At 57.8% G+C, this 26317-nt stretch carries 22 protein-coding genes; 9 read left to right on the forward strand and 13 right to left on the reverse strand.

Annotation, left to right across the window (positions count from 1 at the left end; genetic code table 11):
• Nucleotides 1-27 precede the first annotated feature (27 nt).
• Together SPG90_RS11520 and SPG90_RS11525 are read right to left on the reverse strand one after the other, a co-directional pair.
• Nucleotides 28-477, reverse strand: coding sequence for a DUF2919 domain-containing protein (locus SPG90_RS11520; protein WP_047173913.1), 450 nt, complete (start codon nt 475-477; stop codon nt 28-30).
• The gene (locus tag SPG90_RS11525; protein WP_023308738.1) at nt 464-889 is read right to left on the reverse strand and encodes a GNAT family acetyltransferase; all 426 of its coding nucleotides are present in this window, start codon (nt 887-889) and stop codon (nt 464-466) included. The genes SPG90_RS11520 and SPG90_RS11525 overlap by 14 nt, the downstream gene beginning before the upstream one ends.
• A 212-nt stretch (nt 890-1101) precedes the next feature.
• Between SPG90_RS11525 and amiA the strand changes: the two genes are divergently transcribed.
• Together amiA and hemF are read left to right on the forward strand one after the other, a co-directional pair.
• Nucleotides 1102-1977 carry an N-acetylmuramoyl-L-alanine amidase AmiA gene (gene amiA, locus SPG90_RS11530; RefSeq protein WP_023308739.1) on the forward strand — a complete coding sequence of 292 codons (876 nt, stop codon included), beginning with the start codon at nt 1102-1104 and terminating at the stop codon, nt 1975-1977.
• Nucleotides 1977-2876 (forward strand): oxygen-dependent coproporphyrinogen oxidase, encoded by a 900-nt coding sequence (hemF, locus tag SPG90_RS11535; RefSeq protein WP_023308740.1) that lies wholly within the window; start codon nt 1977-1979, stop codon nt 2874-2876. Before amiA ends, hemF begins: the two co-directional genes overlap by 1 nt.
• A 47-nt stretch (nt 2877-2923) precedes the next feature.
• Here hemF and maeB read toward each other — a convergent pair whose 3' ends face one another.
• Nucleotides 2924-5203 carry an NADP-dependent oxaloacetate-decarboxylating malate dehydrogenase gene (maeB, locus tag SPG90_RS11540; protein ID WP_023308741.1) on the reverse strand — a complete coding sequence of 760 codons (2280 nt, stop codon included), beginning with the start codon at nt 5201-5203 and terminating at the stop codon, nt 2924-2926.
• Between the two features lie 289 nt (nt 5204-5492).
• On the opposite strand from maeB, the gene tal reads away from it, so the two are divergent.
• Both tal and tkt read left to right on the forward strand, forming a co-directional pair.
• Nucleotides 5493-6443, forward strand: coding sequence for a transaldolase (gene tal, locus SPG90_RS11545; protein ID WP_023308742.1), 951 nt, complete (start codon nt 5493-5495; stop codon nt 6441-6443).
• Nucleotides 6444-6462: 19 nt separating this feature from the next.
• Nucleotides 6463-8451: a transketolase gene (gene tkt / locus SPG90_RS11550; protein ID WP_047173911.1), complete on the forward strand. Its 1989-nt coding sequence runs from the start codon at nt 6463-6465 to the stop codon at nt 8449-8451.
• 96 nt (nt 8452-8547) lie between these two features.
• Here tkt and SPG90_RS11555 read toward each other — a convergent pair whose 3' ends face one another.
• The 3 genes from SPG90_RS11555 to aegA form a co-directional block, all read right to left on the reverse strand.
• The gene (locus SPG90_RS11555) at nt 8548-9591 is read right to left on the reverse strand and encodes a DUF1176 domain-containing protein (RefSeq protein ID WP_045399741.1); all 1044 of its coding nucleotides are present in this window, start codon (nt 9589-9591) and stop codon (nt 8548-8550) included.
• A 101-nt stretch (nt 9592-9692) separates the two neighbouring features.
• Entirely contained in the window at nt 9693-10286 is a 594-nt protein-coding gene (nudK, locus tag SPG90_RS11560) for a GDP-mannose pyrophosphatase NudK (protein ID WP_023308745.1), read from the reverse strand.
• A gap of 66 nt (nt 10287-10352) precedes the next feature.
• On the reverse strand, nt 10353-12329 hold the full coding sequence (aegA, locus tag SPG90_RS11565) for a formate-dependent uric acid utilization protein AegA (protein WP_126303514.1): 1977 nt from the start codon (nt 12327-12329) through the stop codon (nt 10353-10355).
• Between the two features lie 152 nt (nt 12330-12481).
• Between aegA and narQ the strand changes: the two genes are divergently transcribed.
• Both narQ and acrD read left to right on the forward strand, forming a co-directional pair.
• Complete coding sequence (gene narQ, locus SPG90_RS11570; RefSeq protein ID WP_045399789.1) at nt 12482-14176, forward strand: nitrate/nitrite two-component system sensor histidine kinase NarQ; 1695 nt, start codon at nt 12482-12484, stop codon at nt 14174-14176.
• Nucleotides 14177-14318: 142 nt separating this feature from the next.
• Nucleotides 14319-17432, forward strand: coding sequence for a multidrug efflux RND transporter permease AcrD (gene acrD / locus SPG90_RS11575; protein WP_045399737.1), 3114 nt, complete (start codon nt 14319-14321; stop codon nt 17430-17432).
• A 109-nt stretch (nt 17433-17541) separates the two neighbouring features.
• On the opposite strand, the gene ypfM is transcribed toward acrD, so the two are convergent.
• Nucleotides 17542-17601 carry a protein YpfM gene (gene ypfM, locus SPG90_RS11580; RefSeq protein WP_015572204.1) on the reverse strand — a complete coding sequence of 20 codons (60 nt, stop codon included), beginning with the start codon at nt 17599-17601 and terminating at the stop codon, nt 17542-17544.
• Between the two features lie 387 nt (nt 17602-17988).
• On the opposite strand from ypfM, the gene SPG90_RS11585 reads away from it, so the two are divergent.
• Genes SPG90_RS11585 through SPG90_RS11595 form a run of 3 tightly spaced genes read left to right on the forward strand, consistent with a single transcriptional unit; the run spans nt 17989 to nt 19699 of the window.
• On the forward strand, nt 17989-18339 hold the full coding sequence (locus tag SPG90_RS11585) for an ArsC family reductase (protein WP_023308749.1): 351 nt from the start codon (nt 17989-17991) through the stop codon (nt 18337-18339).
• A gap of 10 nt (nt 18340-18349) precedes the next feature.
• The gene (gene dapE, locus SPG90_RS11590; RefSeq protein WP_045355343.1) at nt 18350-19477 is read left to right on the forward strand and encodes a succinyl-diaminopimelate desuccinylase; all 1128 of its coding nucleotides are present in this window, start codon (nt 18350-18352) and stop codon (nt 19475-19477) included.
• A 24-nt stretch (nt 19478-19501) separates the two neighbouring features.
• Nucleotides 19502-19699, forward strand: a complete 198-nt coding sequence (locus SPG90_RS11595) for a hypothetical protein (protein ID WP_023308751.1) — start codon at nt 19502-19504, stop codon at nt 19697-19699.
• A gap of 37 nt (nt 19700-19736) precedes the next feature.
• Here SPG90_RS11595 and ypfH read toward each other — a convergent pair whose 3' ends face one another.
• The 6 genes from ypfH to dapA all read right to left on the reverse strand — a co-directional run bounded on the left by ypfH (nt 19737) and on the right by dapA (nt 26197).
• Entirely contained in the window at nt 19737-20432 is a 696-nt protein-coding gene (gene ypfH, locus SPG90_RS11600) for an esterase (RefSeq protein ID WP_023308752.1), read from the reverse strand.
• Nucleotides 20433-20505: 73 nt separating this feature from the next.
• The gene (locus SPG90_RS11605; RefSeq protein WP_248161692.1) at nt 20506-22452 is read right to left on the reverse strand and encodes a tRNA(Met) cytidine acetyltransferase TmcA; all 1947 of its coding nucleotides are present in this window, start codon (nt 22450-22452) and stop codon (nt 20506-20508) included.
• Complete coding sequence (locus SPG90_RS11610) at nt 22452-23324, reverse strand: neutral zinc metallopeptidase (RefSeq protein ID WP_322408144.1); 873 nt, start codon at nt 23322-23324, stop codon at nt 22452-22454. Before SPG90_RS11610 ends, SPG90_RS11605 begins: the two co-directional genes overlap by 1 nt.
• A 120-nt stretch (nt 23325-23444) precedes the next feature.
• Complete coding sequence (gene purC / locus SPG90_RS11615; protein WP_023308755.1) at nt 23445-24158, reverse strand: phosphoribosylaminoimidazolesuccinocarboxamide synthase; 714 nt, start codon at nt 24156-24158, stop codon at nt 23445-23447.
• A 109-nt stretch (nt 24159-24267) separates the two neighbouring features.
• Nucleotides 24268-25302 (reverse strand): outer membrane protein assembly factor BamC, encoded by a 1035-nt coding sequence (gene bamC, locus SPG90_RS11620; RefSeq protein ID WP_023308756.1) that lies wholly within the window; start codon nt 25300-25302, stop codon nt 24268-24270.
• A gap of 16 nt (nt 25303-25318) precedes the next feature.
• On the reverse strand, nt 25319-26197 hold the full coding sequence (gene dapA, locus SPG90_RS11625; RefSeq protein WP_023308757.1) for a 4-hydroxy-tetrahydrodipicolinate synthase: 879 nt from the start codon (nt 26195-26197) through the stop codon (nt 25319-25321).
• Nucleotides 26198-26317 lie beyond the last annotated feature (120 nt).

Consider the following 26317-nt stretch of genomic DNA (forward strand, 5'->3'; position numbering starts at 1 on the left):
AGTGCGACATCGGCAAAAAGTGCCGGATTAATCATTCTGATGCGCAAAACAGGCGCGAAGACGCGGGTTGGTCAGCAGCCACAGCAGGGCCACAATATCGGCAACCACCAGCGCAACGCCGGTGCCCGTCAGCGGTTCACCGTACCACCAGAGTACCGGCTGCCAGAAGAGCAGCGCAACCTGGGCGAGGACCAGCAGCCAGCGAAGCGCGCCCCAAAAACGGGGGATCGCATGCCGTCGTCCGCTGCATAAAAAAGCGACCACCGCCGGTACGCCCGGCAGCAAGCCGAGCCAGAAGGCGTCATGATCGGGATAAAAGAGATTCAGCAGCGTGTCGCCCTGCCCGCGCGACGCGGCGGCCATCACAAACAGCACCCAGGTCCGGGCCTGGAGCAGCAGAACGCACCAGAATAAAAAGGGCAGCCTGACGCGACCCTGCGCGTCATAGTCTGCCGGGTGGATCTCAGTACTCTTCATCTTCGATCAGACGCTTTCCTAAACTCAGCACGTCGGAATGCTCGTAGCCCAGGCGCTCATACATGCCCAGCACCACGTCGTTATCTTCCCGCACCATGATCTGGATTTTCGGGCAGCCACGGGCGATCAGCTTCTTCTCGAGCCGGTTCAGCAGCGCATTGGCGATGCCGCGGCCACGGTATTCGGGGTGGACGCCCAGATAATAGGCCGAGCCGCGGTGGCCGTCATAACCGCCCATGACCGTCCCCACAACCTCGCCGTTGACTTCCGCGACCAAAAACAGACTGACGTCGTGATTCACCTTACGTTCGATATCCATTTCCGGATCGTTCCACGGACGCAGCAGATCGCAGCGCTCCCAAAGGGTGATCACCTCTTCGAAATCTTCCTGGCGAAAAACGCGTATCTCCATGGTATTAACCGCCTTTTCGGGTTTAAAAACAGTGATTATGGCGCGAAGCTCGCCTTTCGCCAATAACCGGGGAAAATCTCGCCAAAATTTGGCATAATGTCACTTTGTCACGTATTGAAATGAAAAGTAAAACAATTATCAATATGGACTGTCGTAACGGGAAACACGATACGATATAACACCAGGACCCCATTTTTTAGTATTCAGGCCGCATGAGCACATTCAAACCATTAAAAGCACTCACATCGCGTCGTCAGGTTCTCAAAGCGGGGCTGGCGGCCTTAACGTTAACGGGCATCGCAAAGCAGGCTCAGGCAAAAGACGAGAGCACGCTCAAAACCAGTAACGGACACAGCAAACCGAAAACCAAAAAGCCGGGCGCGAAGCGCCTGGTGATGCTCGACCCGGGCCACGGCGGTATTGATACCGGCGCTATAGGCAAAAACGGGTCGAAAGAAAAACACGTCGTGCTGGCAATTGCAAAAAACGTGCGCGCAATTTTACGCAGCAACGGCATTGACGCCCGTCTGACGCGCTCTGGCGACACCTTTATTCCGCTGTATGACCGCGTTGAGATCGCCCACCAGCACGGTGCGGATCTGTTTATGTCGATCCACGCCGACGGCTTTACCAACCCTTCCGCGGCCGGAGCCTCGGTGTTTGCGCTTTCCAACCGTGGCGCCAGTAGCGCCATGGCAAAATACCTCTCCGACCGCGAAAACCGCGCGGATGAAGTCGCCGGGAAGAAAGCCACTGACAAAGACCACCTGCTACAGCAGGTGCTGTTCGACCTCGTGCAGACGGATACGATCAAAAACAGCCTGACGCTCGGCTCGCATATTCTGAAGAAGATTAAGCCGGTGCATCGTCTGCACAGCAAAGGCACCGAGCAGGCGGCGTTCGTGGTCCTGAAATCGCCGTCCATCCCGTCCGTGCTGGTGGAAACGTCCTTTATTACCAACCCGGAAGAAGAGCGGCTCCTCGGCACCACGGCGTTTCGTCAGAAGATCGCCAACGCCATCGCCTCCGGCATTATCAGTTACTTCAACTGGTTCGATAACCAAAAAGCGCACTCCAGGAAACGTTGATGAAACCCGATGCTCAACTGGTCAAAACCTTCCTGCTGCAGCTGCAGGATGAAATCTGCCAGAAACTCGCCGCCGCAGACGGCGGTGAATTTCAGGAAGATACCTGGCAGCGCGAGGCCGGTGGCGGCGGGCGCAGCCGGGTGCTGCGTAACGGCGGCATCTTCGAACAGGCGGGCGTGAATTTTTCCCACGTTCACGGCGACGCCATGCCCGCGTCTGCGACGGCGCATCGTCCTGAACTCGCGGGCCGCAGCTTCGAGGCGATGGGCGTCTCGCTCGTAGTGCACCCGCACAACCCGTTCGTGCCCACCAGCCATGCCAACGTGCGCTTTTTCATTGCGGAAAAACCGGGCGCCGACCCGGTCTGGTGGTTCGGCGGCGGTTTCGATTTAACGCCCTACTACGGCTTCGAAGAGGATGCCGTGCACTGGCACACCACCGCGCGGGACCTTTGCCTGCCGTTTGGCGAAGACGTCTACCCGAAATTCAAAAAGTGGTGCGATGACTACTTTTACCTGAAGCACCGCGACGAGCAGCGCGGCATCGGCGGGCTGTTCTTTGACGATCTCAACGCGCCTGATTTTGATACCGCGTTCAGCTTTATGCGCGCGGTAGGCGAAGGCTACACCGACGCCTATCTGCCAATTGTCGAGCGTCGTAAAAATACCGATTACGGCGTGCGCGAGCGCGAGTTCCAGCTTTACCGCCGCGGGCGCTACGTGGAGTTCAACCTGGTGTGGGATCGCGGGACGCTGTTCGGCCTGCAGACCGGCGGGCGCACGGAGTCGATTCTGATGTCGATGCCGCCGCTGGTGCGCTGGGAGTACTGTTACGAACCAAAAGAAGGCAGCCCGGAGGCTGCCTTGCGTGAGTTTATTCAGGTTCGGGATTGGGTGTAGCCCTTATCCCCTCTCCCTTTGGGGGAGGGTTAGGGTGAGGGTAAAAATTACAGCGGCTGCGTCTGCGCCTCAACCACCGCCAGCGCCACCATATTCACGATACGGCGCACAGAGGCAATCGGCGTTAACACATGCACCGGTTTCGCTACGCCCATCAGTACCGGTCCTACGGTCACCCCTTCAGAGCTGGAGACGCGCAGCAGGTTATAGCTGATACGCGCCGCTTCCACGTTCGGCATAATCAGTATATTGGCCGATCCCTTCAGCGGGCTGTCCGGCATACGTTCGTTACGGATGCTTTCCACCAGCGCGGCATCGCCGTGCATTTCCCCGTCAATCATCAGCTCCGGCGCACGCTCGCGCACCAGCTCCAGCGTCTGACGCATTTTGCAGGCCGCCGCGGATTTAGACGAACCAAAGTTAGAGTGCGACAGCAGCGCCACCTTCGGCTCGATACCAAAGCGACGCACGGTCTCGGCGGCCATCACCGTGATTTCCGCCAGCTCGTCCGGGGTCGGATCGTCGTTAACGTAGGTGTCCGCAATAAAGGTGTTGCCGCTTGGCAGCAGCAGCGCGTTCATCGCCCCGGCGGTATGGACGCCGTCGCGATAGCCGAAGATCTCCTGCACCACGCTAAAGTGCTCGTGGTAGTCGCCGATGGTGCCGCAGATCAGTGCGTCCGCCTCGCCGCGATGCACCATGATCGCGCCGATCACCGTCGTGTTGCTGATCACCGCTTTCTGCGCCTGCTCCTGGGTGATCCCCCGGCGCTTCATGATCGCGTAGTATTCGCTCCAGTACTCTTTGAAGCGCGGATCGGATTCGTTGTTAACGATCTCAAAGTCGACGCCCGGCTTAATCTGCAGGCCCAGCTTCTGGATACGCATCTCAATCACGCTCGGACGACCAATCAGGATCGGCTTCGCCAGGCCTAAGGTGATCAGCTCCTGGGTGGCGTGCAGCACGCGCGCCTCTTCCCCTTCCGCCAGCACCACGCGCTTCGCGTCGGCGCGCGCCTGGGAGAAGATCGGCTTCATGAACAGGTTCGTTTTATAGACGAACTCGGTGAGCTTATCGACGTACGCGTCGAAATCGTGAATCGGACGCGTCGCCACGCCGGAGTCCATCGCCGCTTTGGCAACGGCTGGCGCAATTTTAACAATCAGACGCGGGTCGAACGGTTTTGGAATGATGTAGTCCGGGCCGAAGCTCAGATCCTGATCGCCGTAGGCAGAGGCAACCACTTCGCTCTGCTCGGCGTGCGCCAGCTCAGCGATGGCGTGAACGGCGGCGAGCTTCATCTCTTCGTTGATCGCCGTTGCGCCGACGTCCAGCGCGCCGCGGAAGATGAACGGGAAGCAGAGCACGTTGTTGACCTGGTTCGGGTAGTCCGAACGGCCGGTACAAATGATGGCGTCTTCACGCACCGCTTTCGCCAGCGGCGGCAGGATTTCCGGTTCAGGGTTCGCCAGGGCCAGGATCATTGGCGCACGCGCCATCTTCTTCACCATCTCCTGGGTCAGTACTTTCGGACCCGAGCAGCCGAGGAAGATATCCGCGCCGTCAATCACGTCGTCCAGGGTGCGTTTACCGTCGTCGTCGACCGCGTACGCCGCTTTGGTTTCCGCCATGTTCGGCTCGCGGTCTTTATAGATAACGCCTTTGGAGTCGCAGACCACAATATTGTGTTTCTGCATACCCAGCGCCACCAGCAGGTTCATACAGGCGATGGCCGCGGCGCCTGCGCCAGAGACCACCATGCGCACGTCGGAGAGATTTTTCTCTACCACGCGCAGGCCATTAAGAATCGCGGCGGTGCTGATAATCGCGGTCCCGTGCTGGTCATCGTGGAACACGGGAATATTCATACGCTCGCGCAGCTTCTGCTCGATATAGAAACATTCCGGCGCTTTGATGTCTTCCAGGTTGATCCCGCCGAAGGTCGGCTCCAGCGCGGCCACCACGTTGATGAATTTGTCAGGATCGAGTTCGTCCACCTCAATATCGAACACGTCGATACCGGCGAATTTCTTGAACAGTACCCCCTTCCCTTCCATCACCGGCTTACCAGCCAGCGCGCCGATGTTGCCCAGCCCCAGCACCGCCGTGCCGTTAGAGATCACGGCGACAAGGTTGCCACGCGCGGTGTATTTGTAGGCCGCCAGCGGGTCTTTTTCGATTTCCAGACACGGTGCAGCCACGCCCGGCGAATAGGCCAGCGCCAGATCGCGCTGGGTTGCCAGCGGCTTGGTTGGGGAGACCTGGATTTTCCCCGGGACAGGAAACTCGTGAAAATCGAGGGCACTCTGTTTCAACTGCTCATCCATCTTATTTTTCCTTTCACGTATCGGTCAAAAGGGTGACGTAAGCGATCCTGATGCACACCCTGGTGTGCCGCCTAGTATCGCCTCAGGCCGCCTCCTAAACTTTGAAGGCAGCCAAACTCTCACCATCACACATTAAAAATTGTTATCAATTTATAACAGCCATGTTACCCGTCTCAAAAGCAATGCCTCCCCCGTCTGCTATGCTTTTTTGTTAAGTCCATCATGATTTTTTCAGAAGTGTGAACTAACGCACTCATCTAACTCTTTTATTTCCAAGGAGTAATCATTTATGAACCAGCTAGACGGCATCAAAAAATTCACCACAGTGGTTGCAGACAGCGGCGATATCGAGTCGATTCGCCACTATCAGCCGGAGGACGCGACCACCAACCCTTCGCTACTGCTCAAAGCGGCAGGGCTTGCCCATTTTAGCCATCTGATTGATGACGCCATTGCCTACGGTAAACAGCGCGGGAAAACGCAGGAGCAGCAGGTCGCCGAAGCCAGCGATAAGCTGGCGGTTAATTTTGGTGCGGAAATTCTTAAAAGCATCCCGGGCCGCGTCTCGACCGAAGTCGACGCCCGCCTCTCGTTCGATAAAGAAAAGAGCATTAATAAGGCGCGTCGCCTGGTGGAACTGTACGAGGAGCAGGGGATCGATAAATCACGCATTCTGATCAAGCTGGCCTCCACCTGGGAAGGCATCCGCGCGGCAGAGGTGCTGGAGAAAGAAGGCATCCACTGCAACCTGACGCTGCTGTTCTCGTTTGCCCAGGCGCGCGCCTGCGCTGAGGCGGGTGTGTTCCTCGTCTCGCCGTTTGTCGGGCGCATCTACGACTGGTATCAGGCGAAACAGCCGATGGATCCATACGTGGTGGATGAGGATCCGGGCGTGAAATCGGTCCGTAATATCTACGACTACTACAAACAGCACCGCTACGAAACCATCGTGATGGGGGCCAGCTTCCGCCGTACCGAGCAGATCCTCGCCCTGGCAGGCTGCGACCGTCTGACCATCTCCCCTAACCTGCTTCAGGAGCTACAGGACAAAGAAGAAACGGTGATCCGCAAGCTGGTGCCGACCTCCACCGTTCTGCCAAAACCAAAACCCATGACCGAAGCGGAGTTCCGCTGGGAGCACAATCAGGACGCCATGGCCGTGGAAAAACTGGCGGACGGCATCCGCCAGTTCGCCGTCGACCAGCGCAAACTTGAAGATCTTCTCGCCGCCAAACTTTAACCTTGCCACGGAGTGAACTATGTCCCGTAAAGAGCTAGCCAATGCCATTCGCGCCCTCAGCATGGATGCCGTGCAAAAAGCCAATTCCGGCCACCCCGGCGCGCCGATGGGCATGGCTGATATTGCCGAAGTGCTGTGGAACGACTTTCTGAAGCACAACCCCAATGACCCGACCTGGTACGATCGCGACCGCTTTATTCTCTCCAACGGTCACGCCTCAATGCTGCTCTACAGCCTGCTGCACCTTTCCGGCTACGATCTGCCGCTTGAGGAGCTGAAAAACTTCCGCCAGCTGCACTCCAAAACGCCGGGGCACCCTGAGATTGGCTATACGCCTGGGGTGGAGACCACCACCGGGCCGCTCGGTCAGGGGCTGGCCAATGCGGTTGGGCTGGCAATTGCCGAACGCACGCTGGCGGCGCAGTTTAACCAGCCGGACCACGAAATTGTCGACCACTATACCTACGTGTTTATGGGTGACGGCTGCCTGATGGAGGGGATTTCCCATGAGGTCTGCTCCCTGGCGGGCACGCTGGGGCTCGGCAAGCTGATTGGCTTCTACGATCACAACGGCATCTCCATCGACGGGGAGACCGAAGGCTGGTTTACCGACGACACGGCAAAACGCTTTGAAGCCTATCACTGGCACGTGGTGCACGAGATCGACGGCCATGACCCTGAAGCGGTGAAAAAAGCGATTCAGGAAGCGCAGAGCGTGAAGGACAAACCGTCCCTGATTATCTGCCGCACGGTCATCGGCTTCGGCTCGCCGAACAAGGCGGGCAAAGAGGAGGCGCACGGCGCGGCGCTGGGCGAGGAGGAAGTCGCGCTGACCCGGCAAAAGCTGGGGTGGAAACATCCACCGTTTGAGATCCCGAAAGAGATCTACAGAGCCTGGGATGCCCGTGAGGCGGGTGAAAAGGCCCAGCAGGCCTGGAACGAGAAGTTTGCCGCCTACAAAAAAGCGCACCCGGATCTCGCCGCCGAGTTTTCCCGCCGCATGAGCGGCGGCCTGCCGGAGGACTGGGACGATAAAACCCAGGCGCTGATTGAAAACCTGCAGTCCAACCCGGCGAAAATCGCCACCCGCAAGGCGTCGCAAAATACCCTGAACGCAATCGGCCCTCTTCTGCCCGAACTGCTCGGCGGCTCGGCGGACCTGGCACCGAGTAACCTGACCATCTGGTCGGGCTCAAAATCGCTTAAAGAGGACATTGCCGGGAACTACATCCACTACGGCGTGCGCGAGTTCGGGATGACCGCCATTGCCAACGGCATCGCCCATCACGGCGGGTTTGTGCCGTATACCGCCACCTTCCTGATGTTCGTCGAGTACGCCCGCAACGCGGCGCGCATGGCGGCACTGATGAAGGCGCGGCAGATTATGGTCTACACCCATGACTCCATCGGGCTGGGGGAAGACGGGCCTACGCACCAGGCGGTTGAACAGCTGGCAAGCCTGCGTCTGACGCCGAACTTCAGCACCTGGCGTCCGTGCGATCAGGTCGAAGCGGCGGTGGGCTGGAAGCTGGCGGTAGAACGCCACAATGGCCCAACGGCACTGATTCTGTCACGCCAGAACCTGGCGCAGATTGAGCGAACCCCGGAGCAGGTGAAGAACATCGCCCGCGGCGGCTACATCCTGAAGGACAGCGGCGGCAAACCGGACGTGATCCTGATTGCGACCGGGTCCGAGGTGGAAATTACGGTGAAAGCGGCGGAGAAACTGACTGCCGAAGGACACGCGGTGCGCGTGGTGTCCCTGCCCTCAACGGATATTTTTGATGCCCAGGACGAGGCGTACCGTGAATCGGTCCTGCCGTCCAGCGTCGCGGCTCGCGTAGCGGTGGAAGCCGGTATTGCCGACTACTGGTACAAGTATGTCGGGCTCAAAGGGGCGATTGTCGGCATGCGGGGTTACGGTGAATCCGCCCCTGCCGATAAGCTGTTCCCGTACTTCGGCTTTACCGTTGAGAACGTGGTGGAGAAGGCGCTGAGCGTGATCTAGCGCGGTCTGCGTTGCCGGGTGGCGGCTACGCCTTACCCGGCCTACAAAGCCGCCAAACCGTAGGCCGGGTAAGCAACAGCGCCACCCGGCATAAAACTAGCGCGTGATCCATAGCGTGGGCCAGGCATCTGGCCCGTTCCAGTTGTCGCAGCTGGGCTCCTCGGCGTAGCGCACCAGGCGGAAACGCTGGCCGTCAAAACGCCAGCGCGTCTGGATCCCGCAATCGCCCAAACCGCGCCCCAGCGCGAGCGTTGTCAGCTCGCGCGTCTTTTCATCGAAGCTGGCGTTCATCAACTCCATTTCGCTCCCGTCGCCTGACGGCGTAAACGGCAGACGCAGCCTGACGCTGCGTGCGGTGAACGGTTTTTTACGCGATACCAGCCACGCCAGATCGACCGTGTTATAGGCCCCCGCCTCGCAGCTAACGATCAGCAGCGCTTTGTCATCGGTTAACGCGGTGACGCGTACTTCCCGACGGTTAGGATCCAGCGAGCACTGGCTGGCGTTCATCCGCCCGGTGCCATAGTCCAGCAGGTCGTTCAGTTCGGCGTGGGAGAGCGGCGTCGGGGTCGGGTTGACGACCGCCACCTTTTTAAGGGCAGGAGCAGGCGGAACGCTTAACGGCGGATCGTCACCTTTCTTGATCCACGCGGTTTCGCTACCGACGCGCTTTTGCTGCGCATCAATGAACAGCAGCGCGGCTTTCAGACCGCTCAGTGAAATAACCTGCTTACCGTCGCTCAGGGTCAGGGCCTTCCCTTCCTGGATGTTTTTCAGAAAGGCGGTGATGGTGGCCGCATCGTCCGTTTTCAGATGCCAGGGCGTGAGCTGCCAGCGCTGTTTGTCCAGCTTCAGGGGAACGTTATCCAGCAGCAGCCGGGGGGCAATCTCTGGCTCTTTGACCGAGGGCGCATCAAGACCGCCGAGATCGATACGCAGCGTGGCGTCCGTTTTCGCCCCGGCGCTACGGGTGAGCGTCATTACCAGACCACGGTGTTCACCGGTATTGCGTGCGAGGCAAAAATTCTGGTTATTGCAGGTTACCTGCCAGTCGGAGAAGGCTTGCTGGGCAGGTGCAGCCCGCACCTGCGGCGCGAGGAGCACACAAAACAGGTAAAACAAAAAGACGCTGTAGCGCATGAATGACACAATCCCGGAACGAAAACGCTTAACTGGGCAGTATCTTCGTGTTCCCGCCGGGGCTGCTCAATCGGATTTATCAGATATACCCGAAAAACAGGCTATATCCGTTCGAAAGTGGTGTTCATCAGCCCGGTTGTCTGTAAATACTGCAGTAATATCACCGCTTTACCATCCCTGATTTCGCCTGAACGCATCATCTCCAGCGCCCGGGCAAAAGGAAGCTCCAGCACTTCGATATCTTCATCCTCCACGCCACCGCCGCGGTGAGTGCGCTGCGCGTCGCTGTATTCCGCGATGAAGAAATGCACAATTTCCGTTACGCCGCCCGGCGACATAAACAGCTCGAAGACCTTTTTGACCTCGCCCACTTCGAAGCCGGTTTCTTCCACGGCCTCTTTGCGGATACAAACTTCCGGCTCATCATCATCGAGCAGGCCCGCGCAGGTTTCAATCAGACGTCCGTCAGGGTTGCCATTAACCCATGTCGCCACCCTGAACTGACGGATCAGCACCACGCTCTGCTTTTCACGGTTATAGAGCAGAATGGTTGCCCCGTTGCCTCGGTCGTAGACCTCGCGTTTGTGGCGGATCACCTCACCGTTGTTACGCGTAAGGTCATAGGTGATGTTACGCAGGACAAAGTAGTTTTCAGAGAGAATTTTGTCTTTGATAACGTCAATTTTCAGGGTCATACGGGCTCCACAACACAATGAGTCGTCCTATACTACGCCGTGAATCCCGCTTTGTCGCCCGCCGGTTTAATGATGTTTTGGCGCGTTAACTCCAAGCCAGTCGAGTATCCCCTGCGCCGCATGACGTCCTTCCGCCATTGCGGTCACCACCAGATCCGCACCGCGTACCGCATCGCCTCCGGCGAAGATCTGTGGGTTAGTCGTCTGATAACGGTAGCGGCTCTCAACCGAAGCAACGATCCGCCCCCGGTCATCCGTTTCGACACCCTGCGCCTGCAGCCACGGCATCGCGTGCGGGTTAAAACCAAACGCCATGATGACCGCATCTGCCGCCATCTCGAACTCGCTGCCCGCTACCGGAACGGGCCGACGCCGTCCCTGCGCGTCCGGTTCACCGAGCTCGGTACGCAGCATCCGGATACCGTTGACCTTACCGTTCGGATCCAGCGTCAGCTCAACCGGCTGAACGTTAAATTCAAACGCCGCGCCCTCTTCTCGGGCGTTCTTCACCTCTTTCTTCGAGCCCGGCATATTGGCCTCATCCCGACGATAGGCGCAGGTTACCTTCGCCGCGCCGTGGCGTAACGCGGTGCGGACGCAGTCCATCGCGGTATCGCCGCCGCCAAGCACCACCACGTTTAAGCCATGGGTGTCGATGAACGGTTCGCTGGCCGTCGCCTCCAGCCCCATAACGTGTCGCGTGTTGCCCACCAGGAAAGGCAGCGCGTCATAGACCCCAGGCGCGTCCTCGTGCGGGATACCCGCCTTCATCGAGCGGTAGGTTCCCACGCCAATAAACAGGGCGTCGTAATCCTGCTTTAACTGCGACATCGACACGTCCTGGCCCACCTCGCAGTTCAGCTCGAAGCGGATCCCCATCGCGGTAAATATCTCTCTGCGCCGCGCGAGCAGCGATTTGTCCAGCTTGAATGCCGGGATGCCAAAGGTCAGCAATCCGCCAATTTCCGGATGCCGGTCATAGACCGTCACACTCGCTCCGCGGCGCGCCAGCACGTCGGCGCACGCCAGCCCGGCGGGCCCGGCGCCGACGATCGCGACTCGTTTACCTGACGGCGTGACGGCGGACATATCCGGTCGCCAGCCCATCGCCAGCGCCCGATCGGAGATATAGCGCTCGATGTTACCGATGGTCACGGATCCCGCCTCGTCACGTATTGTGCAGGCACCCTCGCATAATCGGTCCTGCGGACAGACGCGGCCGGTAATTTCAGGTAAACAGTTGGTCTGATGAGAAAGCTCGACCGCGCCGGCGATATCCCCCGCGTTGAGGCGCTCGATCCACTGCGGGATGTGGTTATGCAGCGGGCAGGTCCATTCGCAAATGCTGTGCTCGCCGCATTTCAGGCAGCGCGACGCCTCGCGGGCGGCCTGTTCGGCCCGAAACGGCAGGTAAATTTCGTTAAAATGGCCCACGCGCTCTGCGGCAGCGAGTTTATCGGGCTCGCCGCGTGGCGGGGTTGTTTGCATCTGCTGCAGTTTGGTGCGCGAAGCGTCTTCTCTGACGGCCTCCGCATGCCAGGGCTGCGCTTCCAGGCAGGCCGTGCGCTGGCGGCGCGATTTTGCCAGATTATCAAGGACAGCAGGCGTCGCCAGTGAGAGGACATCTGCCGGGCAATTTACGATACAGGCCGGGCCGCGTGGCCGCGTCAGACAGAGATCGCATTTATTCGCCGAGGCCTTCACGCCGCCGCTGTCGAGCGGGGTGACGATAATCTCCATCGTGCCAAACGGGCAGGCCACCGCGCAGGCCTTACAGCCGATGCATTTTTGTTGATTCACCTGTACGCTGTCATCGCATTTGCTGATGGCGCCGTTCGGGCAGCTTTGCGCGCAGGGCGCGTTTTCACATTGATGGCAGGTGACGGGGCTACTCTTCTCGCCGGCTCGCAGGACCGTAATACGGGGATGAAAATGGCGCTCGCTCAGGACGTGCTGCTCATCGTTGTGCGCCATCACGCAGGCCACTTCGCAGGCGCGACACCCGATGCACTGCTGGCTGTTAGCCATAATAAAACGATTCATAACCACACCTGTTTTTGGTTCAATAACCTTATTCTTTATATGAATATGGTATTTACGCATCACGGCACGATCGGGCAATGTTCAAATGCCCGGAATGCCGAATTATTTACAGTGAACCTGTAGCAGATCAATTTTATTCAGAGAGCCGTTCTGTGACCGTCAAACGACCCGTTTCCGGGAGCCTTGCCTGGGCTTTCTTTTCGATAATTGCCTTATCCGTGCTGACCAGCACCGTCGCGCTGCTGACGCTTGCCAGCAGCCAGCGTGACGCCGAAGCCATTAATATCGCGGGTTCGCTGCGCATGCAGAGCTATCGTCTGGGCTACGAGATGCAGCGCAACAGCCCTTCCCTTGCCGCGCATCGCGACAGCTGGCAACGGACGCTGAACGCGCCTGCCCTGCAGAAGCTGAACCGCTGGTACGTCCCGGACGATGTAAAAGCGCGCTACCAGCAGCTGCACGTGGCGTGGCTGGAAATGGATGCGCGCATCGCCCGCGGCGACAGCGCGTGGTATCAAACCCACATTGAGGATTTTGTCGGCCGCATTGATGCCTTTGTGCTCGCCCTTCAGCACTACACCGAACATAAAATTCAGACGGTGACCCTGCTCTCGCTGGCGGGCGCTCTCGGGATCCTGCTGCTGACGCTGTTTACGCTGCGACGCATCCGTCGCCAGGTGGTGTTGCCGCTTAACAATCTGGTGGCGGCCAGCGAACGGGTTGAGCGCGGGGAATTTACAACCCCGGCGCCGGATACCGCCCTGCCGAACGAGCTGGGCCAACTCTCCCGCGCCTTCAACCACATGTCCGCCGAACTGGCTACGCTCTACCGTTCGCTCGAAGCCTCGGTCGCGGAAAAGACGCGGCATTTGCATGAAGCCCACCAGCAGCTCGACATGCTGTTCAAATGCTCTCAGGCGCTGAATACCGGCCAGATAGACAGCCACTGCTTTCGGCATATCCTGCAGATTGTCCATGACTATACGCAGATGAATTATCTCGAACTGCGCACCAGCGACGACTGGCGGCTGTCTGAAGGGACGGAGTCACATGGCATTCCTCTGCAGCACCTGCCGGTACTGATGCAGGACACCCTTTATGGCGAGCTGCGCTGGCAAAGCGAGACGGACAGCGTTCCCCTTCCGCTGATGAGAAGCGTGGCGACCATGCTCGGGCGCGGGCTGTACTTTAACCAGGCGCAAAAACATTACCAGCAGCTGCTGCTGATGGAAGAGCGCGCCACCATTGCCCGCGAGCTGCACGATTCGCTGGCGCAGGTCCTGTCGTATCTGCGCATTCAGCTTGCGCTGCTCAAACGCGCAGTGCCCGAGGAAAATATCCCGGCGCAGACCATCATCACCGACTTCTCCCGCGAGCTGAACAATGCCTGGCAGCAGCTGCGCGGGCTGCTCACCACCTTCCGCCTGACGCTGAACCACGCGAACTTACCCGCGGCGCTGCAGGAGTCTCTCGACGTCCTTCAGAGCCAGACGCAGGCGAAGCTGCATCTCGACTGCCGTCTCTCCTCGCTGGCGCTGGACGCGCAAAAGCAGGTGCATTTGCTGCAGATCGTGCGTGAGGCCGTGCTGAACGCCATTAAGCACGCGCAGGCCAGCGAGATCACGGTCAGCTGCGTGACCGCCATGGACGGTACGCACAGCGTCAGCATTCGTGACAACGGCATCGGGATTGGCGAAGCCAGCGAGCCGCCGGGACACTACGGCCTGAACATTATGCGCGAACGCGCGCAGCGGCTCGGCGGGATGCTGCACTTCTCGCAGCCGCAAAACGGCGGCACGCTGGTCAGCGTGACGTTCCCGGCGCACGCGCCGTTAACGGGTAAATAACGGTAAAGGAGGACGCGCAGGAAAAAGCGCATGATAATTTACATTATCTCCTTTATTTCTCCACGTTTGGCCTGGGCCTTACCGCTAAAGTTATGCGGGCAATAAACAATAATGACGTGCAGCAAAACGAGGTCACTCTTTCATGGCGAATTTTTTCATCGATCGCCCCATTTTTGCCTGGGTGCTTGCCATCCTGTTGTGTCTGACAGGTGTCCTGGCGATTACTTCACTTCCCGTTGAGCAATATCCCGATCTGGCACCGCCTAACGTGCGCGTAACGGCAAACTACCCCGGCGCTTCCGCACAAACGCTGGAAAACACCGTGACGCAGGTTATCGAGCAGAACATGACGGGTCTGGATAACCTGATGTACATGTCCTCGCAAAGTAGCGCCACGGGCCAGGCGACGGTGACCCTGAGCTTTAAGGCGGGCACGGACCCGGACGAAGCGGTGCAACAGGTGCAAAACCAGCTGCAGTCGGCCATGCGCAAGCTGCCCCAGGCGGTGCAGAATCAGGGCGTGACCGTGCGTAAAACCGGTGATACCAACATTTTGACCATCGCGTTTGTCTCAACAGATGGCTCGATGGATAAACAGGACATCGCGGACTACGTCGCCAGTAATATTCAGGATCCTATCAGCCGTATCAACGGCGTCGGGGATATAGACGCCTACGGCTCACAGTACTCTATGCGCATCTGGCTCGATCCCAACAAGCTGAACAGCGTCCAGATGACGGCAACCGACGTGACGAATGCCATCAAGGCCCAGAACGCCCAGATTGCGGTGGGGCAGCTGGGGGGAACGCCGTCCGTCGATAAGCAAGCCCTGAACGCCACCATTAATTCACAATCTCTGCTGCAGACGCCGGACCAGTTCCGCAACATTACCCTGCGCGTGAATCAGGACGGGTCGGAGGTGCGTCTCGGCGATGTCGCCACGGTGGAAATGGGGGCGGAGAAATACGACTACCTGAGCCGCTTTAACGGCAATCAGGCCTCCGGTCTGGGAATTAAACTGGCATCCGGCGCAAACGAAATGGCCACGGCGAAACTGGTGCTGGACCGCCTGGACGAACTTTCACAGTATTTCCCGCACGGGCTGGAGTACAAAGTCGCCTATGAAACCACCTCCTTCGTAAAAGCATCGATTGAGGACGTGGTGAAGACCCTGCTGGAAGCCATCGCGCTGGTGTTCCTGGTCATGTACCTGTTCCTGCAAAACTTCCGCGCGACGCTGATCCCCACCATTGCCGTCCCGGTGGTGCTGCTGGGGACCTTTGCGGTGCTTTACGCGTTCGGGTACAGCATTAATACCCTGACGATGTTTGCGATGGTGCTGGCAATCGGCCTTCTGGTGGATGATGCCATCGTGGTGGTTGAAAACGTCGAGCGCATCATGAGCGAAGAAGGACTCTCGCCGCGCCAGGCGACGCGCAAATCCATGGGGCAAATTCAGGGGGCGCTGGTCGGTATTGCGATGGTGCTGTCGGCCGTCTTTATCCCGATGGCCTTCTTTGGCGGCACAACCGGGGCGATTTACCGTCAGTTCTCAATAACCATCGTCTCGGCGATGGTTCTCTCCGTGCTGGTGGCGCTGATCCTTACCCCCGCGCTCTGCGCCACAATCCTGAAGCCGCTGCACAAAGGAGAGCATCACGGTCAAAAAGGGTTCTTCGGCTGGTTTAACCGGATGTTCAACCGCAATGCCGCGCGATATGAATCTGCCGTCGGGCGAGTGCTTCACCGCAGCCTGCGCTGGATGATGATTTATGTGGTGGTGCTGGGCGGCATGGTCTGGCTGTTTATGCATCTCCCCACCTCGTTCCTGCCTATGGAAGACCGGGGCATGTTCACCACCTCGGTGCAGCTTCCGAGCGGCGCAACGCAGCAGCAGACGCTGAAAGTGGTTCAGAAAGTAGAGCAGTATTTCTTCACGAAAGAGAAGGATAACGTTGTGTCGGTCTTCTCCACCGTGGGCTCTGGCCCGGGCGGAAACGGGCAGAACGTCGCCCGCATGTTCGTCCGTCTGAAGGACTGGGACGAGCGCGATACCGAAACCGGAACGTCATTCGCCATCATTGAACGTGCGACAAAAGCCTTTGCGCATATTAAAGAGGCGCGCGTCTTCGCCAGCAGCCCGCCGGCGATAAGCGGTCTGGGCAGTTCTGCCGGGTTTGATATGGAGCTGCAGGATCACGCCGGTGCGGGCCACACGGCGCTGATGGCGGCACGCGATAAGCTGTTAGCGCTGGCGGGCAACGATCCTGACCTGACCCGCGTTCGCCACAACGGTCTTGACGACAGCCCGCAGCTGCAGGTGGATATCGATCAGCGTAAGGCGCAGGCGCTGGGCGTCTCGATCAACGATATCAACGACACCCTGCAAACGGCGTGGGGCTCGAGCTATGTGAATGACTTTATGGATCGCGGCCGCGTGAAAAAAGTGTATGTCCAGTCCGCCGCGCCGTTCCGCATGCTGCCGGACGATATTAACCGCTGGTTTGTCAGGAATAACGCTGGCGGCATGGTGCCGTTCTCTGCCTTTGCGACCTCGCACTGGGAGAGCGGTTCGCCGCGTCTGGAGCGCTATAACGGCTACTCTGCGGTTGAAATCGTCGGGGAAGCCGCGCCGGGCGTCAGTACCGGTACCGCTATGGATACCATGGAAAAACTGGTGCAGCAGCTGCCCGCCGGTTTTGGACTGGAGTGGACGGCCATGTCCTACCAGGAGCGTCTCTCCGGCGCGCAGGCTCCCGCACTTTACGCACTTTCTCTGCTGGTGGTCTTCCTCTGCCTTGCCGCACTGTATGAAAGCTGGTCAGTCCCGTTCTCAGTCATGCTGGTCGTGCCGCTTGGGGTTATCGGTGCGCTGCTGGCGACCTGGATGCGCGGCCTCGAGAACGACGTTTATTTCCAGGTGGGTCTGCTCACCGTAATTGGGCTATCGGCGAAAAACGCCATTCTGATCGTTGAATTTGCCAACGAGATGAATGCCAAAGGCCACGAGCTGATGGCCGCCACGCTGCACGCCTGCCGTCAGCGCTTACGCCCGATCCTGATGACGTCGCTGGCGTTTGTCTTTGGCGTACTGCCGATGGCGACCAGTACGGGCGCAGGCTCCAGCAGCCAGCATGCCGTCGGGACGGGGGTGATGGGCGGCATGATTTCGGCAACCATTCTGGCCATTTACTTCGTGCCGTTGTTCTTTGTGCTGGTGCGTCGTCGCTTCCCGCTAAAGGAACGCGCTGAGTAAGTGATTGAAATAAAAAAAGGCGGCTTTATCGGCCGCCTTTTTATTGTGTGATTAATTCACACTATGGTTATTTTACTTATTTTAGTGCTCTTGCAATTCTTACTGAATGTCATTTACGAAGCATGCCTTCGATAAAATCTTTCCAGTTCCCCAGTTCACGTTCAATCATAACAACCTCTCTTATTATTATGCGCATTCTACAAAAACGGACCATCATTGTGAAGACTATTTAACCAATTGCTGTGATTGTACCCCACGTCCTGCGGGGATTTATAATAAATATGAACGGAGAGGCCTCAATTTTTTGTGACGGCTAGCAATATTTTGAAATAACCCCACGGACGGGTGAGTTTTATTTTACCTACTGAGTTTATTCGAAATTTAAACCTTATGGACATCTATGCTTAAATGATGAAAGAATATTCAGCGTACAGATGTGAGTTGAATTAATAAGAAGTGTAAATCCAGACGATTCCTGAATGTGTTATATTCCACTTAAGGATATATCTTCGAATTTACTGAACATTTAATCATCATTAGGTCAAAAGGATTCACCATGATTGTGATGTACGGCATTAAAAATTGCGACACCATCAAAAAAGCCCGCCGCTGGCTGGAAGCAAACGGCGTGGAGTATCGCTTCCACGATTACCGTGCCGACGGGCTTGATGCAGAATTTCTGCATAGCGCGATCGGCGAACTGGGGTGGGAAGCACTGCTGAACACGCGCGGCACCACCTGGCGTAAGCTGGACGAATCTCTGCGCGCCAGCATCAACGACGCCGACAGCGCGGCAAAACTGATGCTCGAGATGCCGGCAATTATCAAACGCCCATTGCTCTGCGCGCCAGGGCAGCCTATGCTGCTGGGTTTCAGTGAAACCCTTTATTCCGACTTTTTTCGTTGAGGTGTAGTTTATGTCATGCCCGGTCATTGAGCTGACTCAGCAGCTTATTCGCCGTCCTTCCCTTAGCCCGGACGACGCAGGTTGTCAGGCACTTATGATTGAGCGCCTGCGTGCCATCGGTTTTACCGTTGAACGCATGGATTTTGGCGATACCCAGAACTTCTGGGCGTGGCGCGGCCAGGGCGAAACGCTGGCCTTTGCCGGGCATACTGACGTCGTTCCCGCCGGTGACGCGGATCGCTGGATCAACCCGCCGTTTGAGCCGACTATCCGCGACGGCATGCTGTTTGGTCGCGGCGCGGCAGACATGAAAGGCTCGCTGGCGGCGATGGTCGTGGCGGCAGAACGCTTTGTGGCTCAGCATCCAAACCACAAAAACCGTCTGGCGTTTTTAATCACCTCCGACGAAGAAGCCAGCGCCCATAACGGTACCGTGAAGGTCGTTGAAGCGCTGATGGCGCGTAACGAGCGTCTCGACTACTGTCTGGTTGGTGAGCCGTCCAGTACCGAAGTGGTGGGCGATGTCGTCAAAAACGGGCGCCGCGGCTCGCTGACCTGTAACCTGACCATTCACGGCGTTCAGGGGCACGTTGCTTATCCGCATCTGGCCGATAACCCGGTTCATCGCGCTGCGCCGATGCTGAGCGAGCTGGTGGGCATCGAGTGGGATAAAGGCAACGAATTCTTCCCGCCGACCAGCATGCAGATCGCGAACGTCAAGGCCGGGACCGGCAGCAACAACGTGATCCCGGGTGATTACTTCGTCCAGTTTAACTTCCGCTTCAGCACCGAACTGACCGATGAGACGATCAAGGCGCGCGTCGTCGCCCTCCTGGAAAAATATCACCTGCGCTACACCGTGGAGTGGTGGCTTTCCGGCCAGCCGTTCCTGACGCAGCGTGGCAAACTGGTGGATGCGGTGGTGAACGCCATCGAGCACTATAATGAAATTAAGCCACAGCTGCTGACAACGGGTGGCACCTCAGACGGACGCTTTATCGCCCGTATGGGCGCCCAGGTTGTCGAACTGGGTCCAGTGAACGCAACCATTCATAAAATCAATGAGTGTGTCAATGCGGCAGATTTGCAACTGCTGGCCCGTATGTATCAACGTATTATGGAGCAACTCGTCGCCTGACGAACGCTCTGAGAGGAATAGCGAATGGATTGGCTTTCAAAGTACTGGTGGATTCTGGTGTTAGTTTTTCTGGTTGGCGTACTGCTGAACGTGATTAAAGATCTTAAGCGCGTTGACCATAAAAAATTTCTCGCCAACAAACCGGATCTTCCCCCGCACCGTGATTTTAACGACAAGTGGGACGATGACGACGACTGGCCGAACAAGGACCAAAAGAAGTAATCGTTAAGTTTCCCCTCTCCCCGGGAGAGGGGAAACCTCACATAAACTCTACAATATCATCGTTATCCGGCTTACCGCCGCTGAGCGCTTCATCAAAGTAGTGCTTCGGTACGGTATAGCGCAAACGATCGAGCGCGAACTGCATGCTACGGTCGTCAATCGCGTGGCCCAGATCGTCCACGATATCCAGCGTCACGTCCCCACCTTCGCGAATCAGCGCTTCCTGGGCGGCAACCGCATGCGAGAGCTCAATCACCCGGTCTTCACCACCGTGGATCAGGTGGATCGTGGTCTGCGTGGTCGCGCTTGTCGGTAACGTCGCAAAGCGGCCGTTAAACGCGATGACGCGTGACGCCAGACCCGGCTTCGCTTTTACGCTTTCCAGCGACATGATTGACCCCTGCGAGAAGCCAATCAGCGCGGTCGCGTCGGCACCCACGCCGCTCTGCTGCTGCCAGTAGCGGACGATGTCGATAAAGGTGGGCATGATGGCGTCGATGCGAGCCTGACGATTCTCTTCCGTCACGCCCTGAACAGAGAACCACTGGCGTCCGTTCGGACCGCATGGCTCTACGCCACCGATGCTGACAATCAATGCCTCCGGAAAAACGGGCGCAAACCAGCTGCCAATCTGACCCATATTGACGGCATTATCGCCAACGCCATGAAACAGAAGCAGTAACTGTTTAGCCGGTTTGTCAGGGCTTTGAACAACAAAATGGTCGTGTTTCATGGTGGTCTCCTTAATAGATGACCTGGATTCTACGCCTCCCGACGTGAATGACCATGCCACTTTACTGAAGAAGTCATTGAAAAAATTGCCATTGCAAAATGTCTTCTTTCAACTGCTGGCAGCGCGGATAGTCAAGGCTTTCAATCGCTTGCGCAGTTTCACTCCGCAACGTTGCCAGCAACGCTTTTCGCCCGACGTCTTCCACTTTCCCTTCCATTTTCCCACGCAGGGCCGGAAGCGGCATGTCCACGGTTAACAACAGCCGCGTCAGCGCGGCAACCGAGGTTGAAAACGCCCGATGCGCAAAAGCAAACCCCGCCAGCTCCAGCCAGTCGTCCTTATTAAGGGTAGCTTCCCAGCCGTCTTCCACGGGGATCTTTTCACCGTTCCAGGCCGATAATACCCGCGCATCGCGCTTCAGACGCCGCTGTGCCTGCTCGCACAGCTGACGCCCGGCCTCGCTCTGCGGCCGCAACGCCATCGCGGTGTAGCATCCGCTGCTGGCTTCACGATGGCTGCCCATCCGCACCAGCACAAACCCGCATTGCTGCCAGAAACGCCAAAGCTCATCGGTATAGCCGAAGCTCACCGACAGATAATCTTCGCCGCTGGCGCTGCGAACAAGCGCCTGGCCAATCCCTTCCCGCTGACGGTGAGGATGTACGGCAATGCGGGTGACCCGTCGTCCTCTGAGCGTCGCCGCCAGCGGAGAGCCGCCGTGCGCCGCCAGAGACTGCGCCACCAGGTTACCGCGCGGACGCCGGTATCCTGCCCACACGGCGCGGCTAAGCTCAGGGGAGAGCCCGCCCTCCTCCACCAGCCAGAGCGCCCCGGCGATATCAGGGTCCGTTTCTGCAACGGCAAACTGCTGCCCGGGCGCGTCCATCATGCGGCGTAAATCGAGCGGCGAGGTGCGATAATGCGCCGCGCAGAGGAGCTCGTATACGCTCGCTGCAAGCGCCGGGCGGCGTTCCCAGGCCTCCGGGGTCAGGGAGGTTAAACGCACCTCTCCCTCCGGGCGGCGGTCGATCAGCGTATCGTCAAACAGCAGCGCGCTGGCGACAACCCGCTCAAGCGGGCAGCCCGCCGCCCAGCGTACCGGTGTAGATAAGCTGTAGCGCTGCAGCCCGGTAAATCGACCGCAGAATTTAAGCAGGAATCCCCGGCCCGTCCCTTCATAGCCCTGCACCGTGGTGGTCAACAACACGCGAGGGAAACGGACAGCCAGCTTTTCCAGCAGAGGTCCGGGGATAGCAGCGGCTTCATCAACAATCAGCCAGTCAGCCCGGCGTGAAGAGGCAAGCAGCGCGTCCGGGGCCATAAAATGAAAACGCTCTCCGGCGAAGCGGGCGATGATATCCGTCGCCCCTTTCGACGGCGCGGTAACCACGGCGCTGCCCGCAATGCGGTTCAGCAACATGCCTGCCAGGGCTGATTTTCCGCGCCCGCGCGCGGCGGTAACGGCCACGATGCCCTCCGCCATCCCCTGCAGCACATCCAGGATCTCAGCCTGCTCGCGCTGCGGTGCGCCGCTGGCAGGCTGCCAGTCTGGCGCGTCGGGTAAAGGCGGAAGGGAAAACGCGCGGCCCTGAAGCCAGACAATCGCGTCGGGATCGGCGGCAATCGTCCGGCAGAAATGGTGGACAAAATGCGGCGTGGCTATCGCTTCTGCGCCGTCGCTCCAGCGCAGTGAATCGCTGTCTGGCAACCCGGACCACGCGTCGAGCGGCGGAACCCGCAGCACCAGAAGGCTTCCGGCGCTTAGCGTTCCGCTCAGGGCGGCAAACGCGGCGACATCAAACCCGGCGCTGGCGTCAAAAACGGCATGCCGGAACTCGCGTCCCAGCAGACCGCTGATGGCTTTTGAAGGATGTTCGTCAAGCCTTACCCAGTCTCCGGGCAAGGCGTCACGCAGGGCCAGCGCCTGGGTTAACGTCCACTGCGCCTCGCCGCTGAGCACCACCAGCCGACGATGGCCGGTGCGCTCAAGCTCGCTTATCAGTTGTTCAAACTGCAGCATTACATCGCTTTGCCGAAGGTATTACACTGCGCCGGATCGCCGCTGTCGAAGCCGCGTTTAAACCAGCTATAGCGCTGCTGTGAGGTACCGTGAGTGAAGCTGTCCGGCACGACGCGCCCCTGGCTTTGCTGCTGAAGGCGGTCATCACCGATAGCCTGAGCGGCATTTAACGCCTCTTCAAGATCGCCGGATTCCAGCACGCCCTGCTGCTGCATGCTGTGGCCCCAGACGCCCGCGAAGCAGTCCGCCTGCAGCTCCATTTTAACGGAAAGGCGGTTCACTTCCGCCTGAGACGCATTTTGCTGGAGCTGGCGCACTTTTGGCTCAATCCCCAGCAGCTTTTGCACGTGATGGCCGACTTCATGCGCGATCACGTAGCCCTGGGCAAAATCACCGTCGGCGCCAAGCTTGCGTTTCATGTCATCGTAAAAAGAGAGATCGATATAGACGGTGCCGTCTGCCGGGCAGTAGAACGGCCCCATCACAGATTGCCCGGTACCGCATCCGGTGCGGGTTGCCCCCCGGTACATCACCAGCTTCGGCTGCTGGTAGGTACGCCCCATCTTCTCAAACAGCTGACTCCAGGAGTCTTCTGTTGTGGCGAGAATAACGGAGGTAAATTTGGCCGCTTCATCTTCATTCGGGCTGATGGAGCGCTGAGAATGCTGCTGCTGCTGCTGCAGCGGCTGACCGGTCATTAAACCGGTGAGATCGACGCCGTAGTACCCCGCGACTAAAACCATAATCAGCAGGATGATACCGCCCTTGCCGCTGGGTAACCGGAAGCCTGGCCCACCCATTGAAGGACCGCCACCGCCATCACTGCGTCTGTCTTCTACATTGTCACTTTCACGACGCCCTTGCCAGCGCATAACCACCTCGAACTATTCCATTTATAATAGCTATGATCGTAGGCGGTTAACGGCAAGATTACCATAGGAAACAAAGGTAAGACGCCAAAGGATGCAAACATCCTTTGGCAAGTGAGGAAGTTAGTCGAGCTTAACGCCTAAACGGTGAGCAACCGCTTCGTACGCTTCAATCAGACCACCCAGGCTCTGACGGAAACGGTCTTTGTCCATTTTATCCAGGGTTTCTTTATCCCACAGGCGGCTACCGTCCGGTGAGAACTCATCGCCCAGCACCACTTCGCCTTTGAACAGACCAAACTCCAGCTTGAAGTCAACGAGGATCAGACCCGCGTCATCAAACAGTTTTTTCAACACGTCGTTGGCTTTGTAGGTCAGCTCTTTCATGCGCGCCAGGTTCTTCTGGTTCACCCAGCCGAAGGTTTCGCAGTAGGATTCGTTGACCATCGGGTCGTGCATGGCATCGTTTTTCAGGAACAGGTCGAACAGCGGTGGATTCAGTTCGATACCTTCTTCAATGCCCAGACGCTTCACCAGGGAGCCCGCCGCACGGTTACGAATAACGCACTCAACCGGAACCATATCCAGTTTTTTCACCAGACATTCCGTATCGGACAGCAACGCTTCCATCTGGGTCGGGATGCCCGCTTCGGCCAGTTTGGTCATAATGAAGTGGTTAAACTTGTTGTTCACCATGCCTTTACGATCGAACTGCTCAATGCGTGCGCCATCCCCTGCTGACGTATCATTGCGGAACTCGAGCACCAACAGATCCGGGTTTTCCGTGCTGTATACGGTCTTCGCTTTGCCACGATACAACTCAGCTTGCTTCTGCATCTTCATTACTCCTGGTGTGATGATTTGTGTTCAAAACTGGGGATATTATGCCACGCACACGTTTGCGTAGCACTAAAATAAAAAGGGCTGGATTCACCAGCCCTCGTATTTATTTGCTGAATGCTGCCTGGAAGACAGCGACCAGCGCATCGTTCTGCGACTGGGTCAGCGTGTGACCTTTTGGATCGATAAACTGCAGACTGCTGCGGTTATCAAGGTCGCCTACCTGAATCTTGTAGTCACCGGAGGCAAGCTGAGGATCTTTCGCGCCCAGTTCCTGCCATGCGCTGTCGGAGAGCGGCTTATACGTTGCCGTCATGCTGCCGGTTGAACGCGTGCTGTCGGTCACTTTCATGCCCACTTTTTCCAGCGTCGCTGGCAGACGCTGCCAGGTCTGGTTAAACGGTGCACGCACCACCAGCATTGGCAGGCCGGTATCATCCGCACCGCTTTGTACATCGAAGGTCGCGCCGTTGCGGCTCTGCGCGGCGTTGGCGGCATCGGTAGCGGTCTTATCCAGACCCGCGGCAATCACGTTCAGCATTTCGGTGCTGTAACGCTGCAGGGACGCGGCATCCGCAACCGGTTTACCCGCCTGCTCCAGGTTCAACAGCTTAACGTTAACCGCCTGCTGGTAACCCTGTGGTTTAACGGAGACTTGATAGCGACCGCGGTACTGCTGGTCTTCATCCAGACGGTTCCATTCGATCCAGTCGGTGGTTAACGTCTGGCTGGCGTCATCGCGTTTATCGATGGTGTAGTTCTTCGACTGAATGACGCTGACAACCTGCGGCCACAGCGTGCTACCGCGCGCGCTCTCAACCATCAGAGACGCCGTATCACCGGTGAACTGGGTACGCGCCCCGTTGACCAGTGCCAGAGGCTGTGCTGGCGGACGAATATCAAGCGCTTTACCGACCGGGCCGCTGCCGTTGGTCACGGGAATATTATAATCGCCGTTCTGAATCGGCAGGATCATACCAGCCGGTGCGTGAAGTTCAGCAAGCGGGGTCGCATCCAGATAGGATTCATCACCGCTCACCTGGCGCTTGTAGCGCGAATCTGAACTACAGGCAGCGAGCAGCATAACAAGCGAAACACTCGCAACCTTCGCCAGGCGCGACTTCTGTACTGAATAAGCCATCAAATCTCCCTAAACTCTACAGCAAACCGGCATGCTTCAGCGCCGCCCTGACGATGTCACGACCGTGGTCGGTAATCGGTGTCATTGGCAGACGCAGCGTGTCGGATGCTACAAGTCCCAACTCCTTACATGCCCATTTCACTGGGATCGGATTGGGTTCGACAAATAATTTATTGTGCAGCGGCATCAGACGCTGATTAATGACACGCGCTTCATCAAAGTGACCGGCTGCGGCCAGTTTGCACATTTCTGCCATATCGCGCGCCGCAACGTTTGCCGTTACGGAGATCACGCCATGACCACCGAGCTGCATAAAGTCCAGCGCGGTCGCATCATCACCACTCAACAGGATAAAGTCGTCTGAAACCAGCTCTTTGATCTGATGAACGCGGCTTAAGTTCCCTGTCGCCTCTTTAATACCGATAATATTTTTTACTTCCGAGAGACGACCAACGGTTTCCGGCAGCATATCGCAACCGGTACGGGACGGCACATTATACAGAATTTGTGGCAAGTCAGTATGTTCAGCGATGGCTTTGAAGTGCTGGAACAAACCTTCCTGAGTAGGACGGTTGTAATAAGGGGTCACCGTCAGACAGCCAACGATGCCGCTGTCGTTAAAACGTTTGGTCAGGCTGATAGCTTCTGCGGTTGCATTAGCCCCTGTCCCCGCGATGACCGGAATACGTCCGTCCGCCAGTTCCAGGGTCAGCATCACCACATCGCCGTGCTCGTCGTGGCTCAGCGTTGCGGATTCACCGGTAGTCCCTACCGAAACGATCGCCGAGGTTCCGTTGGCGACATGGTAATCAATGAGCTTCTTCATGCTTGACCGGCAGACATTACCTTTTTCATCCATCGGTGTAACAAGCGCGACAATACTTCCCGTGAACATGAGCCATCCTCTGTGCGAACAAGAGCCTCAATGTTACGTTTGGAACTGTAATAAAAGCAAGCGACCTGAGGCTCTCAGGCGGTTGTATGCATGTTTTTTTTATGCTTTCCTTAGGAAGAC

Origin of the sequence: Enterobacter sp. D2 (assembly GCF_034427575.1) — a bacterium.
Classification (GTDB): domain Bacteria; phylum Pseudomonadota; class Gammaproteobacteria; order Enterobacterales; family Enterobacteriaceae; genus Enterobacter; species Enterobacter cloacae_M.

What these genes read in the sequence shown, in the direction of transcription:
- SPG90_RS11520 (WP_047173913.1), bottom strand. Translation starts at nt 477, where the DNA reads ATGAAGAGTACTGAGATCCACCCGGCAGACTATGACGCGCAGGGTCGC.
- SPG90_RS11525 (WP_023308738.1), bottom strand. Translation starts at nt 889, where the DNA reads ATGGAGATACGCGTTTTTCGCCAGGAAGATTTCGAAGAGGTGATCACC.
- amiA (WP_023308739.1), top strand. Translation starts at nt 1,102, where the DNA reads ATGAGCACATTCAAACCATTAAAAGCACTCACATCGCGTCGTCAGGTT.
- hemF (WP_023308740.1), top strand. Translation starts at nt 1,977, where the DNA reads ATGAAACCCGATGCTCAACTGGTCAAAACCTTCCTGCTGCAGCTGCAG.
- maeB (WP_023308741.1), bottom strand. Translation starts at nt 5,203, where the DNA reads ATGGATGAGCAGTTGAAACAGAGTGCCCTCGATTTTCACGAGTTTCCT.
- tal (WP_023308742.1), top strand. Translation starts at nt 5,493, where the DNA reads ATGAACCAGCTAGACGGCATCAAAAAATTCACCACAGTGGTTGCAGAC.
- tkt (WP_047173911.1), top strand. Translation starts at nt 6,463, where the DNA reads ATGTCCCGTAAAGAGCTAGCCAATGCCATTCGCGCCCTCAGCATGGAT.
- SPG90_RS11555 (WP_045399741.1), bottom strand. Translation starts at nt 9,591, where the DNA reads ATGCGCTACAGCGTCTTTTTGTTTTACCTGTTTTGTGTGCTCCTCGCG.
- nudK (WP_023308745.1), bottom strand. Translation starts at nt 10,286, where the DNA reads ATGACCCTGAAAATTGACGTTATCAAAGACAAAATTCTCTCTGAAAAC.
- aegA (WP_126303514.1), bottom strand. Translation starts at nt 12,329, where the DNA reads ATGAATCGTTTTATTATGGCTAACAGCCAGCAGTGCATCGGGTGTCGC.
- acrD (WP_045399737.1), top strand. Translation starts at nt 14,319, where the DNA reads ATGGCGAATTTTTTCATCGATCGCCCCATTTTTGCCTGGGTGCTTGCC.
- SPG90_RS11585 (WP_023308749.1), top strand. Translation starts at nt 17,989, where the DNA reads ATGATTGTGATGTACGGCATTAAAAATTGCGACACCATCAAAAAAGCC.
- dapE (WP_045355343.1), top strand. Translation starts at nt 18,350, where the DNA reads ATGTCATGCCCGGTCATTGAGCTGACTCAGCAGCTTATTCGCCGTCCT.
- SPG90_RS11595 (WP_023308751.1), top strand. Translation starts at nt 19,502, where the DNA reads ATGGATTGGCTTTCAAAGTACTGGTGGATTCTGGTGTTAGTTTTTCTG.
- ypfH (WP_023308752.1), bottom strand. Translation starts at nt 20,432, where the DNA reads ATGAAACACGACCATTTTGTTGTTCAAAGCCCTGACAAACCGGCTAAA.
- SPG90_RS11605 (WP_248161692.1), bottom strand. Translation starts at nt 22,452, where the DNA reads ATGCTGCAGTTTGAACAACTGATAAGCGAGCTTGAGCGCACCGGCCAT.
- SPG90_RS11610 (WP_322408144.1), bottom strand. Translation starts at nt 23,324, where the DNA reads ATGCGCTGGCAAGGGCGTCGTGAAAGTGACAATGTAGAAGACAGACGC.
- purC (WP_023308755.1), bottom strand. Translation starts at nt 24,158, where the DNA reads ATGCAGAAGCAAGCTGAGTTGTATCGTGGCAAAGCGAAGACCGTATAC.
- bamC (WP_023308756.1), bottom strand. Translation starts at nt 25,302, where the DNA reads ATGGCTTATTCAGTACAGAAGTCGCGCCTGGCGAAGGTTGCGAGTGTT.
- dapA (WP_023308757.1), bottom strand. Translation starts at nt 26,197, where the DNA reads ATGTTCACGGGAAGTATTGTCGCGCTTGTTACACCGATGGATGAAAAA.